This is a genomic window from Rhizorhabdus sp. P4_G6, assembly GCF_056401045.1.
Genome location: NZ_JBFUKC010000002.1, coordinates 54,525 through 71,371, shown reverse-complemented (window position 1 = coordinate 71,371; position 16,847 = coordinate 54,525). Strand labels below are relative to the sequence as shown.

Sequence of the window (16,847 nt, the reverse complement as noted above, 5' to 3'; positions counted from 1 at the left end):
GTGATCGAGTCGTGTCAACCCGGAGGTCCGCGATCCGACGAAGATCCGCCGGATATGGGCTTGAGCCGCGTAATCGGGCAAGAAGAGATCGGAAATCCATGGGGGGCTCAGGTGATCGCGACGACCAGGCGGCTCGTTCCGTCCGACAGCAGCCGTTTCGGACATAATAATTTCGATGCGATCCGGCTGACGATGGCGCTGCTGGTGGTCTTCTCACACAGCTATGCGCTCCGCTTCGGCAGCGAGGCCCGCGAACCGATGTCGATCGCCACCAACGGCTTCTACAACAGCGGCGAGATCGGCGTCTGGGTGTTCTTCATCATCAGCGGCTTCCTGATTGCGCACAGCTACGAACGATCGGCTTCAAACCGCGCCTTCATGATCAAGCGCGTCCGCCGCATCTACCCCGGCTATCTGGCCGCTACCACGATCTGTGCCCTCGCGATCACCCCGCTGTTCGCGCCAGGTTTTACGATCGGGATCGGCGAAGTCGTGCGCACGATCGTGGGGAATCTGGTGCTTGCCAACCGCTTCCCCCTGCCCACGCTGTTCGCCGACAATCCGATCCCGGCGATCAACGGTTCGCTGTGGAGCATCAAATATGAGTTCCTCTGCTATCTCGGCGTGCTGATGCTGGGTATCCTCGCCCTGCCGGTGCGGCGCCTGACAGCGCTACTGGTCTATGCCGCCATTGTGGTGGCCTGGTGCTGGCTCGATCTCAGCGGCCGCAAACCGGGCGGCCCGGAACTGCTGCGCGCTGCGATCGGCTGGCCCTATCTCTGGTTCCAGATCCTTCCCAATTTCCTCGCGGGCATGATCGCTTACCTCTACCGTGACAGCATTCCGCGCTCCACGCTCCTGCTCGGCACGGGCGTGATCGCCTGCTTCATGGCTTTCCACTTCGGCGGCCGCGGCGCCATCGGCATCGTCGCGGCGCATCTGCTCGCTCCGCCCGTTCTCGCCTACCTCATGCTGTGGTGCGCCTTTCACCCCGCCATCGCGCTGTCGGGCGCCGCTCGCTACGGCGATTTTTCCTACGGTACCTATCTCTATGCCTTCGTCATCCAGCAGATGCTGGTCGCGACGCTCGATCTGTCCTTCCCGCTGTTCGTGCTGCTGTCGCTGATCCTCGCGCTCTCCGCCGGCGTCGCCAGCTGGTGGGTAGTGGAGCGTCACTTCCTAAGGCACGGCGGAGCCCCCGGCCGGCATCTCGCAGCCAAAGAAAGGGCGCCCGCTCACTTCTGAGCGGGCGCCTCGTCCTTCAGTCCGGGATCGGGGCGATCACACCACCCCGTAGGCCAGCATCGCGTCGGCGACCTTCTTGAAGCCGGCGATGTTGGCGCCCTTCACATAATCGATATGATCGGACCCGGCCGAGCCGCCATATTCGACGCAGCGCGAGTGAATGCCCTGCATGATGTCGATGAGGAGGCGCTGCAGTTCTTCTTCCTTCCACGAGATGCGGGCCGAGTTCTGGCTCATCTCGAGACCGGATACCGCGACGCCGCCGGCATTGGCGGCCTTGCCAGGTGCGAACAGGATCTTGGCCTTCTTGAAGACGTGCGTGCCATCCAGCGTGGTCGGCATGTTGGCGCCTTCCGACACCGCGAAGCAGCCATTCTTGACCAGCGTTGCGGCTTCTTCGGCGTTCAGCTCGTTCTGCGTTGCGCAAGGCACCGCCACGTCGCAGGGGACGCTCCACGGACGCGCGCCATTGCCATGGAACTGGGCGCCCTTGAACTCAGTGACATATTCCGAGATGCGGCCGCGGCGCTTGTTCTTGAGATCCTTGATCCAGTTGACCTTCTCCTGCGAGATGCCGTCCGGATCGTAGATATAGCCCTCGGAATCCGACAGGGTCAGCACCTTGCCGCCGAGCTGGTTGATCTTCTCGGCCGCATGCGTGGCGACATTGCCCGAACCCGAGATGACGGCGTTGAGGCCGACCATGTCCTTGCCCTTGGTCTTCAGCATTTCGAGCAGGAAGTAGACGGCGCCATAGCCAGTGGCCTCGGTGCGGATCAGTGAGCCGCCATATTCGAGGCCCTTGCCGGTGAGAACGCCGGTGAACTCGTTGGTGAGGCGCTTATACTGGCCGAACATGTATCCGATCTCGCGGCCGCCCACGCCGATGTCGCCAGCGGGAACGTCGGTGTCAGCACCGATGTGGCGATAGAGCTCGTTCATGAAACTCTGGCAGAAGCGCATGACTTCGTTCGCGCTCTTGCCCTTCGGGTTGAAGTTCGAGCCGCCCTTGCCGCCGCCCATCGGCAAGCCGGTCAGTGCGTTCTTGAAGGTCTGCTCGAAGGCGAGAAATTTGAGCACGCTCTCGGTAACCGACGGATGGAAGCGGATGCCACCCTTGTACGGCCCGATGGAATTGTTGTTCTGGACGCGCCAGCCACGCTGCACGCGGATATTGCCGTTATCGTCTTCCCAGCAAACGCGGAAGCTGATGACGCGGTCGGGCTCGGCGATGCGGCGCAGGATCTGGTATTTGTGATACTGCTCCTTATCGGCGATGAAGTCGAAGATGTCCTCGGCGACTTCCTGCACGGCCTGCGCGAATTCCGGCTGGCCTGGATTGCGCTTCTTTACACCCTCGACGAACGACGCGAGATCGACATGATCAGAAACTGCCATTGGTTATCCCCTGCTCCTAAGACGCTGACCGTATCCCCGTGAGACTCGGCGTCCGTGACCAGAGGCATCCCGCGATTCCGTTACGCTAGCAAGTGCTTTCAGTGGAAAAATAATGGCATGACCCAGCTTCGGCGCCGGGCAGCGACAATGGTCCAGACCCATAACTTATGAGGCCGTGATGGCGCGAAAGCGGGATGAGACGCGAGGAGGACGGCCGAAGGCGTGGCGGCGCCACGTCGAGATCGTTCGACGCTGCGGATCGCCCGCTTTCGCGCCACCCGAAGGGCAAGGGGAAAGAGCGCCCGTGGCCGCGTTGCGCGCTTGTCGGATAGCGCTGTGCTATCCGCCTGCGCTTGCGCCTGCCCCGAGCCTTCCTTCCCCTTGTCACGACCTCATAAGTTATGGGTCTGGACCTTAGAGTTGTGCCGACTTGCGGGCAGGCAGGCAGGCTGTCGAAAATAGGCGCCGTCGCCTTACCAATGCTTCCAGAAGCCCAGCACCGAATCCAGTACCGTCACGGGCACGCCCAATCCGAGCGTCAATATCACCGCGAGGATCGCGATGAGCCCTGCCCAGGAATAGGCCCGCCTGGCAAGGCTGATCACATAAGCCAGCCATGCCAGCCCCTCGCGCCGGGCCTTCGAGGATCGCCTCCGTCTACGCCGCCTAACCGGTTGCTGTTCCATTATGCAGGGAACATGCACCAAAATACGTCAAAGCCAAAGTGACTTTGACGACACTCGACCCGACAGTCGGTCAGGCGCCCAATATTCCCGCGATTGCGGCCGACACTTCATTCATGTCGGCCATGCCATCGACCCGCTGGACCAGCCCACGCGCTTCGTAGAGCGGCAGTATCGGCGCGGTCTTTGCCCGATATTCGGTCATGCGCGTACGAACCGTTTCTTCGTTGTCGTCCGGGCGTCGCTTGAACTCGGCGCCGCCGCATTTGTCGCAGATGCCGGCGACCAGGGGCTTCTTGAAGGCATCGTGATAGCCCTCGCCGCAGCTCGCGCAGGTATAGCGGCCGGTGATCCGCTCGACGAGCGCATCCTCATCGACGTCCAGCTCGATCACATGATCGAGCGTGCGGCCGCGGCTTTTGAGAATCTGATCCAGCGAATGGGCCTGCGCCTCGGTACGGGGATAGCCATCGAAGATGGCGCCTTCGGCCGGCGCCATGCTGTCCAGCTTCTCGCCGATCAGGCCGGAAACGATCTCATCCGAGACGAGTTCGCCCGCATCCATGACAGCCTTGGCCTTGAGGCCGACCGGGGTGCCGGCCTTGACCGCGGCGCGCAGCATGTCGCCGGTCGAGAGCTGCACCATGCCGCGATCGGCGACGAGTTTGGACGCCTGCGTACCCTTGCCGGCGCCGGGCGGTCCCAGCAGGATGATATTCACGAACGCTTGCTCCCCGCGAAATTCTGAAAGATCACCTGCGCTGCCCCCCCTTTAGTTTCGCCTTCTTGATAAGGTCGCCATATTGATGCGCCAGCAGATGGCTCTGGATCTGCGTGACCGTGTCGATGGTCACATTGACCACGATCAGCAGGCTGGTGCCGCCCAGCGCGATGCCCAGACCGTAGTGCGAAGTGACATATTCAGGCACCAGGCAGATGAAGGTCAGATAGGCAGCGCCGATCACGGTGATGCGCGTCAGAACATAATCGAGATAGTCGGCGGTATTCTTGCCCGGCCGGATGCCGGGGATGAAGCCGCCATAGCGCTTCAGGTTGTCCGCGGTCTCTTCCGGGTTGAACACCACCGCGGTGTAGAAGAAGCAGAAGAAGATGATCCCCGCGGCATAGAGAGCCATGTAGAGCGGCGTGCCGTGGTGGAGATACTGGTTCAGCGCGATGATGAAATCGCCCCACATGCTTTCACCCGCGGTGCGCTGGCCGGCGAACTGGCTCACCGTCAGCGGCATCAGCAGCAGTGACGAGGCGAAGATCGGCGGGATCACATTGGCGGTGTTGATCTTGAGCGGCAGGTGGCTCTTGTCGGCCTGCATATGGCCCCGAGCGGTTTGCCGTTTGGGATATTGGATCAGCACACGGCGCTGGGCGCGCTCCATGAAAACGATGCCGGCGACCAGCGCGACCACGCCCACGACAGCGGCGATGATGAACACCGCCGAGAGCGATCCGGTGCGGCCGCCTTCAAACAGGTTCGCCAGCGCGGTCGGCAGCTGCGACACGATACCGGCCATGATGATCAGCGAAACGCCGTTGCCGATGCCACGGCTGGTGATCTGCTCACCAAGCCACATCAGGAACATGGTGCCGCCGATCAACGAGATCACGGTGGTGGCGCGGAAAAGATAGGGATCGACCACGACCGCATCCATCCCGGCGCTGGCACCCCAGCTTTCAAGGCCCACGGCTATGAAATAGCCTTGGATGCCGGTCAGCAGCACCGTGCCGTAGCGGGTATATTGGTTGAGCTTCTTGCGCCCGCTCTCGCCTTCCTTCTTGATCGCGGCAAGCGTCGGCGACAGCGAGGTCGCCAGCTGCACCACGATCGAGGCGGTGATATACGGCATCACGCCGAGCGCGATCAGCGACATGCGCGTCAGCGAGCCGCCCGAGAAGGCGTTGAAGAAATCGAGCACGCCACCTTTGGTGGTGTCGAACAGCGATGCCAGCGCGCGCGGATCGAGCCCCGGCAGCGGCACATGGCTGAGCAGACGGAAGACGATCAATGCGCCCAGGGTGAACCACAGGCGCTTCTTGAGCTCGGTCGCCTTGGCGAACTGGCCCAGATTCACATTGGCGGCCATTTGTTCGGCTGCGGATGCCATAGTATTCACTGACCCCGGAAATGGAAACGGCGGGGGAGCCGATCAGCCCCTCCGCCGCCTCATATAGTGTTCGCGTCGGGCTTGTCTAAGCCCAATGCGAGGCGGCTCAAGCTTTGGCCGCAGCCTTCTTGGCTTCCTTGTCGGCAGCGCGCACCTTCTGGACGGTGCGATGCTTCGCCTTCGCCTTGTCGGCGGCGGCCACGACCTCGATCACCTCGACCGAACCGCCGGCCTTCTCGATCGCCGCCTTGGCGCCGGCCGAGATTCCGGCGACCTTGAACGACAGCTTCGCCGTCAGCTCGCCCTTGCCGAGCACGCGCACGCCGTCCTTGCCGCCGCGGGCCACGCCGGCCGCCTGGAGAACGGCATGATCGATCACGCCGCTGGCCTCCAGCTTGCCGGCATCGACCAGCTTCTGGATCGCGCCGAGGTTCACCTCGGCATAATCCTTGGCGAAGATGTTGTTGAAGCCGCGCTTCGGGAGCCGCATGTGGAGCGGCATCTGGCCGCCTTCGAAGCCCTTGACGGAGACGCCGGAGCGGCTCTTCTGGCCCTTCTGGCCGCGCCCGGCGGTCTTGCCCAGGCCGGAGCCGATGCCACGTCCGACGCGCACCCGGCTCTTGCGGGCGCCTGCATTGTCGCGGAGATCGTTCAGTTTCATTTTGTGCACTCGCTTTCGCTATGTTCGCGCTGAAAATGATGGAAAGGGGCGGACGACCTTCACCGTCCACCCCGTTTCATCGCGGCCCTCCCCCTAGGGGCAGGACCATCGAGGATCAATCCTCGATTTTGACCATATGCTGGACCTTGGAGATCATGCCACGCACGGCCGGCGTGTCCTGGAGCTCGCGGGTCCGGTGCATCTTGTTGAGACCGAGGCCGATCAGCGTCGCGCGCTGATCGTCGGGGCGACGGATCGGCGAACCGATCTGCGTTACCTTGATCGTCTTGTCAGCCATCGTCACTTACTCCGTGATCGCCGCGGCATCGGCCTCGGCAACCGGAGCCGAAACACCACCACGACCCAGCAGGTCGGCGATCTTCTTGCCACGGCGTTGCGAAACCGACTTTGGCGAAGTCTGCTCGCCGAGCGCCTCGAAGGTCGCCCGGATCATGTTGTACGGGTTCGAGGTGCCGACCGACTTGGTCACGACGTCATGGACGCCGAGGCTCTCGAAGATCGCGCGCATCGGACCGCCGGCGATGATGCCGGTGCCCGGAGGCGCGGTGCGGACCGTCACGCGGCCGGCGCCGAAATGGCCCTTGCCGTCATGATGCAGGGTCCGGCCCTCACGCAACGGAACACGGACCATCGCCTTCTTGGCCGCCGCGGTCGCCTTGGCGATCGCTTCCGGCACTTCGCGCGCCTTGCCATGGCCGAAGCCCGCACGACCCTTGCCGTCGCCCACGACGACCAGCGCCGCAAAGCCGAAGCGCTTGCCGCCCTTCACCGTCTTCGAGACGCGGTTGATGTGGACAAGCTTCTCGATCAGCTCTTCGCCCTGATCGTCGGTGTTCTTGTTGCGATCGTCGCGACGGCCACGGTTGCCGTCACGGCCACGGCCGCCACGATCGTTGCCACCGCCGGCGCCACCGCCACGACCACGGCCGCCACGGCCTCGACGCTCGCCCTGGGGCTCGCCGCCAGGTACGGCTTCCACTGGGGCTGCTGCCTGGATTTCGGTTTCGTCAGCCATTTAGAACTCCAATCCGCCTTCGCGGGCAGCATCGGCCAGCGCCTTGACGCGACCATGGAACAGGAAGCCGCCACGATCGAACACCACCTGGGTGACCCCGACCGCCTTGGCACGCTCGGCGACACGCTTGCCGACCGCTGCCGCCGCTTCCGCGGTGGCGCCGGTGCTGCCCTTGACATCCTTGTCGAGGGTCGACGCCGCTGCGACCGTGCGGCCGGCCTCGTCGTCGATGACCTGAGCGTAGATATGACGGCCCGAACGATGCACCGAGAGGCGCGGACGCATGCCGCCCTTCGAGCGAAGCGCGGTACGAACGCGCCGACGGCGGCGCTCGAAAAGAGAAAGACCCTTGGCCATTACTTCTTCTTCCCTTCCTTGCGGAAGATATACTCGCCGGCATATTTGATACCCTTGCCCTTGTAGGGCTCGGGCTTGCGCCAGCGGCGGATTTCGGCGGCGACCTGGCCGACCTGCTGCTTGTCGATTCCGGAGATATTGACCGTGGTCTGATCCGGCGTCGCGATCGTGATACCCTCGGGGATCGCGAAGTCGACATCGTGGCTGTAGCCGAGCTGCAGCTTCAGGTTCTTGCCCTGGACGTTGGCGCGATAGCCGACGCCGGTGATCTGAAGGGTCTTGGTGTAGCCCTCCGTCACGCCGGTCACCAGGTTCTGCACCATCGTGCGCTGCATGCCCCAGAAGGACCGGGCGCGCTTGGTCTCGTTGGCTGGCAGGACCTGGATATGGCCCTCCTCGATCGCGTAGCTGACCTCGTCGGCCAGGCTCAGCGTGAGGGCACCCTTCGGGCCCTTGACCGAAAGCGTCTTGCCTTCGATCGAGGCGGTGACGCCGGCCGGCACGGGGACCGGCTTCTTACCAATGCGGCTCATCAGAAGACCTCCGCGAGAACCTCGCCGCCGACATTCTGCTCACGCGCTTCCGCGTCGGACAGAACACCCTTTGGCGTCGAGACGATGGTGATGCCCAGGCCGTTGCGAACGCGCGGCAGGTCCTTCGAACCCGAATAGACGCGGCGACCAGGCTTGGAGACACGGGCGACATGCTGAATAGCAGGCTGCCCTTCGAAATATTTCAGCTCGATGCGCAGGCCGTTGTGACCGGCGAGCTCTTCCTCGCTATAGCCACGGATATAGCCTTCGCGCTGAAGCACGTCGAGAACGCGGGCACGCAGCTTGGAAGCGGGAGAAGTCACGCTGTCCTTGCGGGCGCGCTGCCCATTGCGGATGCGGGTGAGCAAATCACCCAAGGGATCGGTCAGAGCCATCTTCTATCTTCCTTACCAGCTCGACTTCGTAACGCCGGGGATCAGGCCCTTGTTGGCCAGATCACGCAGCTGAATACGGCAAAGCCGGAACTTGCGATAATAAGCGCGGGGACGGCCCGTCACTTCGCAACGGTTGCGCACGCGGGTCGGATTCGCATTGCGCGGGATTTCAGCCAGCTTCAGCCGGGCGATCAGCCGCTCGGAATCATCCTTGCCTTCGTCGTCCGCGATCGCCTTGAGACGCGCATATTTGCCCGCATAAGCCTTGACCAGCTTCTTGCGACGCTCGTTCTTGTTGATCGAACTCAGTTTCGCCATGACTTAAGTTCTTCCTTCTCTGAGCAGACCGCTTACGCGGCCTGCTTCTGATCCTGATTTTCCACCGGGAAGGGGAAGCCGAACAGACGCAGCAGCTCGCGCGCTTCATCGTCGGTCTTCGCCGTGGTGGCGATGATGACATCCATGCCGCGGATCTTGTCCACCGAGTCATAGCTGATCTCCGGGAAGATCAACTGTTCCTTCAGGCCGGTGGCATAGTTGCCACGGCCGTCGAACGACTTGGGGTTCAGTCCACGAAAGTCGCGAACGCGAGGCAGCGCGACGGTAACGAAGCGGTCGAGGAACTCGTACATGCGCTCGCGGCGGAGGGTGACCTTCGCGCCGATCGGCATGCCCTCGCGCAGCTTGAACTGCGCGATCGACTTCTTCGCCTTGGTGATCACCGCCCGCTGGCCCGCGATCTTCGTCATTTCGTTCGCGGCCTGCTCGACCTTCTTCTTGTCCTGGGTAGCCTCACCAACGCCCATGTTCAGGACGATTTTGGTGATCTTCGGCACTTCCATGACATTCTTGTAGCCGAACTTCTCGGTCATCGCCTTGATGATGGTGTCATCATAAAGCTTCTTGAAGCGCGGGATGTAGGCATCAGCCATTGATCGTCTCCCCGGTCTTGACCGCGACGCGGACCTTCTTGCCATCCTGGACTTCGAAGCGAACGCGCGTCGGCTTGCCGTCAGCGGTCGCGATCGCGACCTTCGAGACATGCATCGGCGCTTCGACACGCTCGAGACCACCCTGGGGGTTGGTCTGGCTCGCCTTGCGATGGCGGGTCGAGACATTGACGCCCGACACGATCACCTTGCCGTCCTTCGGAAAGGACTTGGTGACTTCGCCGGTCTTGCCCTTGTCCTTGCCGGACAGGACGACGACGCGGTCGCCCTTCTTGATCTTAAGCGAGGACATTACAGCACCTCAGGCGCGAGCGAGATGATCTTCATGTGGTTCTTGGCGCGGAGCTCGCGGACAACCGGGCCGAAGATGCGGGTGCCGATCGGCTCACCGCTGTTCTTGTTGATCAGGACGGCGGCATTGCCATCGAACCGGATCGTCGAACCGTCCGGACGGTGAATGTCCTTGGCGGTGCGCACGATGACCGCGCGATGCACGTCACCCTTCTTGACCTTGCCGCGCGGCGCCGCTTCCTTGATCGAGACGACGATGACGTCGCCCACGGTCGCGAAACGGCGCTTGGAACCGCCCAGCACCTTGATGCACTGCACCCTCTTGGCGCCGCTGTTGTCAGCTACGTCGAGGTTCGTCTGCATCTGGATCATTGTTCAGACCCTTCCGTAATCAGGCGTGGTTCGGCGTCGCGTGGGTATCAACCCGCTCGATCACCTTCCACGACTTAAGCTTCGAAATCGGCGCGGTCTCTTCGATGCGCACCGTCTCACCCTCGCGATACTGGTTAGTCTCGTCGTGGGCGTGATACTTCTTCGACCGCTTGATGATCTTGCCGTACATCGCGTGCTTCACGCGACGTTCGACCTTCACCACGACGGTCTTGTCGGTCTTGTCGGAGACCACCGTTCCGGTCAGCACGCGCTTCGGCATGGCTGGCGCTCCTTACTTTGCAGCCGCAGCATTACGCTGCGTCTGCAGGGTCTTGATCTGCGCGATGGTCCGACGGACCTCACGCACGCGGCTGGGCTTCTCGAGCTGGTTGGTCGCAGCCTGGAAGCGCAGGTTGAACTGCTCGCGCTTCAACTCGCCCAGTTCCTGGGAGAGCTGATCGTCGGTCTTTGCAGTGAGATCGGCAATCTTCGCCATCTTATGCGTCCTCGTAGATGGACTCGCCGAAGCGGGCGACCACCTTGGTCTTGATCGGGAGCTTCTCCATCGCACGCTCGAAGGCGACGCGGGCAAGCGGGCCGGGCACGCCGTCCAGTTCGAACAGGATGCGGCCGGGCTTGACCCGCGCGGCCCAGAATTCCGGCGAACCCTTGCCCGAGCCCATGCGGACTTCGGCGGGCTTCGACGAAACCGGAACGTCCGGGAAGATGCGGATCCACAAGCGGCCCTGGCGCTTGATGTGGCGCGTGATCGCGCGGCGGGCCGCCTCGATCTGGCGTGCGGTGATCCGGTCCGGCTCAAGAGCCTTGAGGCCGAACGCGCCGAAGTTCAGCGTGGCGCCGCCCGGGGCGTTGCCATGGATCCGGCCCTTGTGGGCCTTACGGTATTTAGTGCGCTTTGGTTGCAGCATTTCTTATCGCCTTCTGACACCGATTGTCCGGTCGATCAGGCGACGCTGATAAGGGAAAATCCCTTATCGCGCCGGCCGGACCCCCGACGTCTGAGCTTCCATCATCAGCCTGTCCTGGGCCAGCGGATCATGGCCGAGAATCTCGCCCTTGAAGATCCAGACCTTGATCCCGCACACGCCATAGGCGGTGTGGGCTTCGGCTTCGGCATAATCGACATTGGCGCGCAGCGTATGCAGCGGCACACGACCCTCGCGATACCATTCGGTCCGGGCGATCTCCGCGCCGCCGAGGCGGCCCGCGCAGGTGATCCTGATGCCCTCGGCACCGAGACGCAGCGCCGACTGAACCGCACGCTTCATGGCGCGGCGGAAAGCGATACGACGCTCGAGCTGATCGGCGACGCCCTGGGCCACGAGCTTCGAGTCGATCTCGGGCTTGCGGATCTCGACGATGTTCAGCGAGACTTCCGACGAGGTCATCTTGCCGAGCGTGCGGCGAAGCTTCTCGATGTCGGCGCCCTTCTTGCCGATGATCACGCCGGGGCGTGCGGCATAGACCGAGATCCGGCACAGCTTGGCAGGACGCTCGATGACGACCTTGGAGATCGCGGCCTGCGGGATCGCCTTCATGATGTGCTTGCGGATCTTGAGATCCTCGAGCAGCAAACGACCATAATCGGCGCCGTCGGCGTACCAGCGGCTGTCCCAGGTGCGGTTGATCTGCAGCCGCATGCCGATGGGGTTGGACTTCTGACCCATGTTATTCAGCCTCTTCCTGCTGCTCGCGCACGACGACACGAAGACGCGCGAACGGCTTGATGATGCGGGTCGACTTGCCGCGGCCACGCGTTGCGAAGCGCTTCATGACGATCGACTTGCCGACCGAAGCTTCCTTCACGACGAGCGCATCGACGTCGAGGTTGTGGTTGTTCTCGGCATTGGCGATCGCCGAGGCGAGCACCTTGCGCACGTCGATGGCCATCGCCTTCTTCGAGAAGGTGAGGATGTTCAGCGCGTCGCCGGCCTTGCGGCCGCGGATCAACGCGGCGACGAGGTTGAGCTTCTGCGGGCTGCCGCGGACGGTGGTGGCGACCGCAAGGGCCTCCTTGTCACCGACCTTGCGCGGGGATGCGGGCTTCGACATCAGCGCTTACCCTTCTTGTCGGCATGGCCGGGGAAGTAGCGCGTCGGCGCGAACTCACCCAGCTTGTGGCCGACCATGTCCTCGTTGACCGAGACCGGCACGAACTTGCGGCCATTATAGACGTTGAACGTGAGCCCAACGAACTGCGGCAAGATGGTCGAGCGACGCGACCAGGTCTTGATCGGAGCGCGCGCGCCACTGTCCTGAGCGCCTTCCGCCTTCCTGAGAAGGTGGAGATCGACGAACGGACCTTTCCAGACGGAACGGGCCATGGATTACCTCTTCTTCTTCGCGTGGCGCGAACGGATGATGAACTTGTCGGTCGACTTGTTGTGACGCGTGCGCGCACCCTTGGTCGGCTTGCCCCACGGCGTGACCGGGTGACGGCCGCCCGAGGTCCGGCCTTCACCACCGCCGTGCGGATGGTCGACCGGGTTCTTGGCAACGCCGCGGGTCAGCGGGCGCTTGCCCAGCCAACGGTTGCGGCCAGCCTTCGCGAGGTTCTGGTTGGCGTTGTCGGGGTTCGACACCGCGCCCACCGTGCACATGCAATCCGACCGGATGTAGCGCTGCTCGCCCGAGTTGAGGCGAACCATCACCATGCCCTTGTCGCGACCGACGATCTGCACATAAGTGCCCGCCGCTCGTGCGATCTGACCGCCCTTGCCAGGCTTCATCTCGACATTGTGGACGATCGTGCCGACCGGCGCCTGGCCGATTTCCATCGCGTTGCCCGGCTTGGTGTCGGTCTTCTTCGCCGCGACGATGACGTCGCCGGTGGTCAGCCGCTGCGGTGCGATGATGTAGGCGAGCTCGCCGTCCTCATACTTCACCAGCGCGATGAACGCCGAACGGTTCGGGTCATATTCGAGATGCTCGACGGTCGCGGGCTGATCCCACTTCCGACGCTTGAAGTCGATGATCCGGTACTTCTGCTTGTGGCCGCCCGCGATGCCACGCGCAGTCGCATGGCCCATATTGTTGCGGCCGCCCGACTTGCGCTTGCCTTCGGTCAGCGCCTTGACGGGCTTGCCCTTGTGCAGTGCGGACTTGTCGACGAGGATCAGGCCGCGGCGGGCCGGGCTCGTCGGGTTATAATGCTTCAGCGCCATGGCGTCAGATTCCCGTCGTAACGTCGATGGACTGGCCCTCGGCCAGCGTCACGATCGCCTTCTTCACGTCGGAGCGCTTGTAGGGGGTGCCCTTCCAGCGCTTCGTCTTGCCTTTTGCGACGATCGTGTTCACGCCCGTCACCTTGACGTTGAACAGGGCCTCGACCGCAGCCTTGATCTCCGGCTTGCTGGCATCGCCGGCAACCTGGAAGACCACGGCGTTATGCTCCGAAAGCAACGTCGACTTCTCGGTGATGTGGGGCTTGAGCACCACGTCATAGTGGCGGTTGTCCACCACGCTGTCCTGCTTCTTAGCCATTGAAACGCGCCTCCAGCTTCTCGACCGCGGCGCGCGTCAGCACCAGCGTTTCATGCTTCAGGATGTCATAGACGTTCGCACCGACGGCCGGCATCACGTTGAGCTTCGGGATATTCGAAGACGCCAGCGCAAAGCCGTTGTCGACCATGTCGCCGTCGATGACGAGCGTCGTGTTGCCGAAACCCAGCTTGCCGATTTGCGCGAGCAGCAGCTTGGTCTTGGGCTCCGAGACGGTGAGCGTGTCGAGCACGACCAGCTTGCCGTCCTTTGCCTTCGACGACAGCGCCATCTTCAGGCCGAGCGCGCGAACCTTCTTGTTCAGCGACGGGTTGAAGTCGCGAACCCGCGGACCGTGCGCCTTGCCGCCGCCGATGAAGATCGGGGCGCGGCGATCGCCGTGACGAGCCGTACCGCCGCCCTTCTGGCGACCGAACTTCTTGCCCGAACGGGCAACGTCCGACCGCTCGCGAGCTCCGCGGGCAGTGCCGCGGCGCTTCTCGAGCTGCCAGGTGACGACGCGGTGGAGGATGTCGGCGCGGGGCTCGACGGCGAAGATCTCGTCGTTGAGCTCGATGTCGCCCGATGCCGTGGCGTCGAGGGTCTGAACCTTGACCTTCATGATCAGCCCTCCTGGCCTTCAGCCGCTTCAGGCGCTGCGGTGACTTCCGCAGGCGTCTCGGCGGGCGCGTTGTTGCTGTTGGCCGCGGACTTCAGGCCGGCCGGGAATGGCGCGTCCTTGGGAGCGGCGATCTTGACCGAGTCCTTGACGAGCAGCCAGCCACCCTTCGAGCCAGGCACCGAGCCCTTGACGAAGAGAAGGCCGCGCTCGGCGTCGGTCTGGACGATTTCGAGGTTCTGCTGGGTGCGGTTGGCGGCGCCCATGTGGCCGGCCATCTTCTTGTTCTTGAAGACCTTGCCCGGATCCTGACGCTGGCCGGTCGAACCGAGCGAACGGTGCGAGACCGAGACGCCGTGGGTCGCGCGCAGGCCGCCGAAACCCCAGCGCTTCATGCCGCCCTGGAAACCCTTGCCCTGGGTGCTGCCCTGGATGTCGACGAACTGGCCCGCGACATAATGGTCGGCGGAGATCTCCGCGCCCACGTCGAGCAGACCATCTTCCGACACACGGAATTCGGCGACGAACGCCTTCGGCTCCACCTCGGCCTTGCCGAAATGGCCGCGTTCCGGCTTGCTGAGATTCTTTGGCTTGGCCGAGCCGGCGCCGAGCTGAACCGCGACATAGCCATCACGATCCTGTTCGCGGCGAGCCACGACCTGTACATTTTCCAGCTGCAGGACGGTTACCGGCACATGCCGGCCATCATCCTGGAACAGGCGGGTCATCCCCATCTTCTTAGCGATCACGCCAGTGCGCATGATCCGTTCCCTTCAAACAGAGGCTCGCGTTAGCGGCGAGCGTGCCACGAAAAAAGCTTCGGTATGAACCGAAGCCTCCAGCCCAACATGGTAGTGACCCCCGCCCGGGCTCGGTTTTTCGCATTGCTGCGAAAAGGCGGGGACCAGGACACCGGCACCTTTCCGAAGAATGGGCCGGTCGGTATCCCTAACTTTTCCGCCAAATCTCGATCCCGAGGGAGAGAAAAGGCAAACGCGGGACCGACTCGATCCCGCGTGGAGCCGGCCTCTTAGGCCAGTTTGATCTCGACATCAACACCTGCCGCGAGATCGAGCTTCATCAGCGCATCGACCGTCTGCGGGGTGGGCTGCACGATATCCAGCAGCCGCTTGTAGGTCCGGACCTCGAACTGCTCGCGCGACTTCTTGTCGATGTGCGGGCCGCGGTTCACGGTGAACTTCTCGATGCGGGTGGGCAACGGGATCGGACCACGGATGAGAGCGCCGGTACGGCGGGCGGTGTCTGCGATGTCGCCGGTAGCCTGATCGAGAACTCGATGATCAAAAGCCTTCAGACGAATACGAATATTCTGCGTTTCCATGTCCACACCGATGCGAAAGAGCCGCGCCTTGCCAAAGAGAAGGCGACCCGGTGGGCCGCCCTAACCTCCGGCGGAGGCAAAAATATCAATCAAAAGCGCACCGCCCGACTCCCGGAGGAGCCGAGCGGTGCCGCCCTATATTACTTCGAGATCGCGCTGACAACCCCGGCGCCGACGGTACGGCCGCCTTCACGGATCGAGAAGCGAAGCCCCTCTTCCATGGCGATCGGGGCAATGAGCTTGACGCCGAGCTGGACGTTGTCGCCAGGCATGACCATCTCGGTGCCCTCGGGCAGCTCGACCGTGCCGGTCACGTCGGTCGTGCGGAAGTAGAACTGCGGACGATAGTTCGCAAAGAACGGCGTGTGACGGCCACCCTCTTCCTTCGACAGGACGTAGACTTCCGAGGAGAAGTCGGTGTGCGGCTTGATCGAGCCCGGCTTGCAGAGAACCTGGCCACGCTCGACCTCTTCACGGCCGACGCCGCGGATCAGCGCGCCGATGTTGTCGCCGGCCTGGCCCTGATCGAGCAGCTTGCGGAACATTTCGACGCCGGTCACGACCGTCTTGCGGGTATCCTTGATGCCGACGATCTCGACTTCCTCGCCAACCTTGACGATGCCGGTCTCGACGCGGCCGGTGACGACCGTGCCGCGGCCCGAGATCGAGAACACGTCCTCGATCGGCATCAGGAACGGCTTGTCGAGCGGACGCTCGGGCTGCGGGATGAACTCGTCGACGGCCTGCATCAGCTTGAGGACGGCGTCATGGCCGATCTCGGGCTTGGTGCCGTTCAGGGCGCAGACGGCCGAACCCTGGATGACGGGGATGTTGTCGCCATCGAAGTCGTAGGACGACAGCAATTCGCGGATTTCGAGCTCGACGAGCTCGAGGATCTCGGCGTCATCGACTAGGTCGACCTTGTTCATGAACACGACGAGCTGCGGCACGCCGACCTGGCGGGCGAGCAGGATGTGCTCGCGGGTCTGCGGCATCGGGCCGTCGGTGGCGGACACCACGAGGATACCGCCGTCCATCTGGGCGGCGCCGGTGATCATGTTCTTCACATAATCGGCGTGGCCCGGGCAATCGACGTGCGCATAGTGGCGCTTCTCGGTCTCATACTCGACGTGCGCGGTCGAGATGGTGATGCCGCGCTCGCGCTCTTCCGGCGCCTTGTCGATGTTGTCATAGCTGGTGAAGGTCGCGCCGCCGGTCTCGGCGAGCACCTTGGTGATGGCTGCCGTGAGCGACGTCTTGCCATGGTCGACGTGTCCGATGGTGCCGATATTGCAGTGCGGCTTGGTCCGCTCAAACTTAGCCTTAGCCATTTTTCGCCTCTTC

27 protein-coding genes are annotated in these 16,847 nt (G+C 63.2%); 1 reads left to right on the top strand and 26 read right to left on the bottom strand.

Annotation, left to right across the window (positions count from 1 at the left end):
- Nucleotides 1-111 precede the first annotated feature (111 nt).
- On the top strand, nucleotides 112-1,245 hold the full coding sequence (locus AC1DPF_RS02605; protein WP_477959568.1) for an acyltransferase family protein: 1,134 nt from the start codon (nucleotides 112-114) through the stop codon (nucleotides 1,243-1,245).
- Between the two features lie 36 nt (nucleotides 1,246-1,281).
- Here AC1DPF_RS02605 and gdhA read toward each other — a convergent pair whose 3' ends face one another.
- The 26 genes from gdhA to tuf form a co-directional block, all read right to left on the bottom strand.
- Nucleotides 1,282-2,643 carry an NADP-specific glutamate dehydrogenase gene (gdhA, locus tag AC1DPF_RS02600; RefSeq protein WP_477959566.1) on the bottom strand — a complete coding sequence of 454 codons (1,362 nt, stop codon included), beginning with the start codon at nucleotides 2,641-2,643 and terminating at the stop codon, nucleotides 1,282-1,284.
- 473 nt (nucleotides 2,644-3,116) lie between these two features.
- Nucleotides 3,117-3,329, bottom strand: a complete 213-nt coding sequence (locus AC1DPF_RS02595) for a hypothetical protein (protein ID WP_477872031.1) — start codon at nucleotides 3,327-3,329, stop codon at nucleotides 3,117-3,119.
- Between the two features lie 70 nt (nucleotides 3,330-3,399).
- Nucleotides 3,400-4,047, bottom strand: coding sequence for an adenylate kinase (locus AC1DPF_RS02590; RefSeq protein ID WP_477959564.1), 648 nt, complete (start codon nucleotides 4,045-4,047; stop codon nucleotides 3,400-3,402).
- A 31-nt stretch (nucleotides 4,048-4,078) separates the two neighbouring features.
- Nucleotides 4,079-5,446, bottom strand: coding sequence for a preprotein translocase subunit SecY (secY, locus tag AC1DPF_RS02585; protein WP_477959562.1), 1,368 nt, complete (start codon nucleotides 5,444-5,446; stop codon nucleotides 4,079-4,081).
- A 106-nt stretch (nucleotides 5,447-5,552) separates the two neighbouring features.
- Nucleotides 5,553-6,107 (bottom strand): 50S ribosomal protein L15, encoded by a 555-nt coding sequence (gene rplO, locus AC1DPF_RS02580; protein ID WP_477872037.1) that lies wholly within the window; start codon nucleotides 6,105-6,107, stop codon nucleotides 5,553-5,555.
- A 115-nt stretch (nucleotides 6,108-6,222) separates the two neighbouring features.
- A complete protein-coding gene (rpmD, locus tag AC1DPF_RS02575; RefSeq protein WP_340317061.1) occupies nucleotides 6,223-6,405 on the bottom strand; it encodes a 50S ribosomal protein L30 in 183 nt (60 codons plus the stop codon).
- 6 nt (nucleotides 6,406-6,411) lie between these two features.
- On the bottom strand, nucleotides 6,412-7,143 hold the full coding sequence (rpsE, locus tag AC1DPF_RS02570) for a 30S ribosomal protein S5 (protein ID WP_477959560.1): 732 nt from the start codon (nucleotides 7,141-7,143) through the stop codon (nucleotides 6,412-6,414).
- Nucleotides 7,144-7,500: a 50S ribosomal protein L18 gene (gene rplR, locus AC1DPF_RS02565; protein WP_477872041.1), complete on the bottom strand. Its 357-nt coding sequence runs from the start codon at nucleotides 7,498-7,500 to the stop codon at nucleotides 7,144-7,146.
- Complete coding sequence (gene rplF / locus AC1DPF_RS02560) at nucleotides 7,500-8,033, bottom strand: 50S ribosomal protein L6 (protein ID WP_477872043.1); 534 nt, start codon at nucleotides 8,031-8,033, stop codon at nucleotides 7,500-7,502. Before rplF ends, rplR begins: the two co-directional genes overlap by 1 nt.
- On the bottom strand, nucleotides 8,033-8,428 hold the full coding sequence (rpsH, locus tag AC1DPF_RS02555) for a 30S ribosomal protein S8 (protein WP_477872045.1): 396 nt from the start codon (nucleotides 8,426-8,428) through the stop codon (nucleotides 8,033-8,035). Before rpsH ends, rplF begins: the two co-directional genes overlap by 1 nt.
- Nucleotides 8,429-8,440: 12 nt before the next feature.
- Complete coding sequence (gene rpsN / locus AC1DPF_RS02550) at nucleotides 8,441-8,746, bottom strand: 30S ribosomal protein S14 (RefSeq protein WP_477872047.1); 306 nt, start codon at nucleotides 8,744-8,746, stop codon at nucleotides 8,441-8,443.
- Between the two features lie 32 nt (nucleotides 8,747-8,778).
- Nucleotides 8,779-9,360, bottom strand: a complete 582-nt coding sequence (gene rplE, locus AC1DPF_RS02545; protein WP_477872049.1) for a 50S ribosomal protein L5 — start codon at nucleotides 9,358-9,360, stop codon at nucleotides 8,779-8,781.
- Nucleotides 9,353-9,670: a 50S ribosomal protein L24 gene (gene rplX, locus AC1DPF_RS02540; protein ID WP_477872051.1), complete on the bottom strand. Its 318-nt coding sequence runs from the start codon at nucleotides 9,668-9,670 to the stop codon at nucleotides 9,353-9,355. The genes rplE and rplX overlap by 8 nt, the downstream gene beginning before the upstream one ends.
- Nucleotides 9,670-10,041: a 50S ribosomal protein L14 gene (gene rplN / locus AC1DPF_RS02535; RefSeq protein WP_011952186.1), complete on the bottom strand. Its 372-nt coding sequence runs from the start codon at nucleotides 10,039-10,041 to the stop codon at nucleotides 9,670-9,672. Before rplN ends, rplX begins: the two co-directional genes overlap by 1 nt.
- Nucleotides 10,042-10,060: 19 nt before the next feature.
- Nucleotides 10,061-10,321, bottom strand: a complete 261-nt coding sequence (rpsQ, locus tag AC1DPF_RS02530) for a 30S ribosomal protein S17 (RefSeq protein ID WP_477872054.1) — start codon at nucleotides 10,319-10,321, stop codon at nucleotides 10,061-10,063.
- 12 nt (nucleotides 10,322-10,333) lie between these two features.
- A complete protein-coding gene (rpmC, locus tag AC1DPF_RS02525; protein WP_477872056.1) occupies nucleotides 10,334-10,537 on the bottom strand; it encodes a 50S ribosomal protein L29 in 204 nt (67 codons plus the stop codon).
- A 1-nt stretch (nucleotide 10,538) separates the two neighbouring features.
- Nucleotides 10,539-10,970 carry a 50S ribosomal protein L16 gene (gene rplP / locus AC1DPF_RS02520; protein WP_477872058.1) on the bottom strand — a complete coding sequence of 144 codons (432 nt, stop codon included), beginning with the start codon at nucleotides 10,968-10,970 and terminating at the stop codon, nucleotides 10,539-10,541.
- Nucleotides 10,971-11,033: 63 nt separating this feature from the next.
- Entirely contained in the window at nucleotides 11,034-11,729 is a 696-nt protein-coding gene (gene rpsC / locus AC1DPF_RS02515; RefSeq protein WP_477872060.1) for a 30S ribosomal protein S3, read from the bottom strand.
- A 1-nt stretch (nucleotide 11,730) separates the two neighbouring features.
- Nucleotides 11,731-12,114 carry a 50S ribosomal protein L22 gene (rplV, locus tag AC1DPF_RS02510; RefSeq protein ID WP_477872062.1) on the bottom strand — a complete coding sequence of 128 codons (384 nt, stop codon included), beginning with the start codon at nucleotides 12,112-12,114 and terminating at the stop codon, nucleotides 11,731-11,733.
- A complete protein-coding gene (gene rpsS / locus AC1DPF_RS02505) occupies nucleotides 12,114-12,386 on the bottom strand; it encodes a 30S ribosomal protein S19 (protein WP_046194320.1) in 273 nt (90 codons plus the stop codon). The genes rplV and rpsS overlap by 1 nt, the downstream gene beginning before the upstream one ends.
- A gap of 3 nt (nucleotides 12,387-12,389) precedes the next feature.
- Complete coding sequence (rplB, locus tag AC1DPF_RS02500; RefSeq protein WP_477872064.1) at nucleotides 12,390-13,226, bottom strand: 50S ribosomal protein L2; 837 nt, start codon at nucleotides 13,224-13,226, stop codon at nucleotides 12,390-12,392.
- A gap of 4 nt (nucleotides 13,227-13,230) precedes the next feature.
- Entirely contained in the window at nucleotides 13,231-13,545 is a 315-nt protein-coding gene (locus AC1DPF_RS02495; protein ID WP_477872066.1) for a 50S ribosomal protein L23, read from the bottom strand.
- Nucleotides 13,538-14,164: a 50S ribosomal protein L4 gene (gene rplD / locus AC1DPF_RS02490; RefSeq protein ID WP_477872068.1), complete on the bottom strand. Its 627-nt coding sequence runs from the start codon at nucleotides 14,162-14,164 to the stop codon at nucleotides 13,538-13,540. Before rplD ends, AC1DPF_RS02495 begins: the two co-directional genes overlap by 8 nt.
- A 2-nt stretch (nucleotides 14,165-14,166) precedes the next feature.
- A complete protein-coding gene (gene rplC, locus AC1DPF_RS02485) occupies nucleotides 14,167-14,922 on the bottom strand; it encodes a 50S ribosomal protein L3 (protein WP_477872070.1) in 756 nt (251 codons plus the stop codon).
- A 269-nt stretch (nucleotides 14,923-15,191) separates the two neighbouring features.
- On the bottom strand, nucleotides 15,192-15,503 hold the full coding sequence (rpsJ, locus tag AC1DPF_RS02480; RefSeq protein ID WP_011952197.1) for a 30S ribosomal protein S10: 312 nt from the start codon (nucleotides 15,501-15,503) through the stop codon (nucleotides 15,192-15,194).
- 140 nt (nucleotides 15,504-15,643) lie between these two features.
- Nucleotides 15,644-16,834, bottom strand: coding sequence for an elongation factor Tu (gene tuf / locus AC1DPF_RS02475; protein ID WP_477872073.1), 1,191 nt, complete (start codon nucleotides 16,832-16,834; stop codon nucleotides 15,644-15,646).
- Between the last annotated feature and the right edge of the window lie 13 nt (nucleotides 16,835-16,847).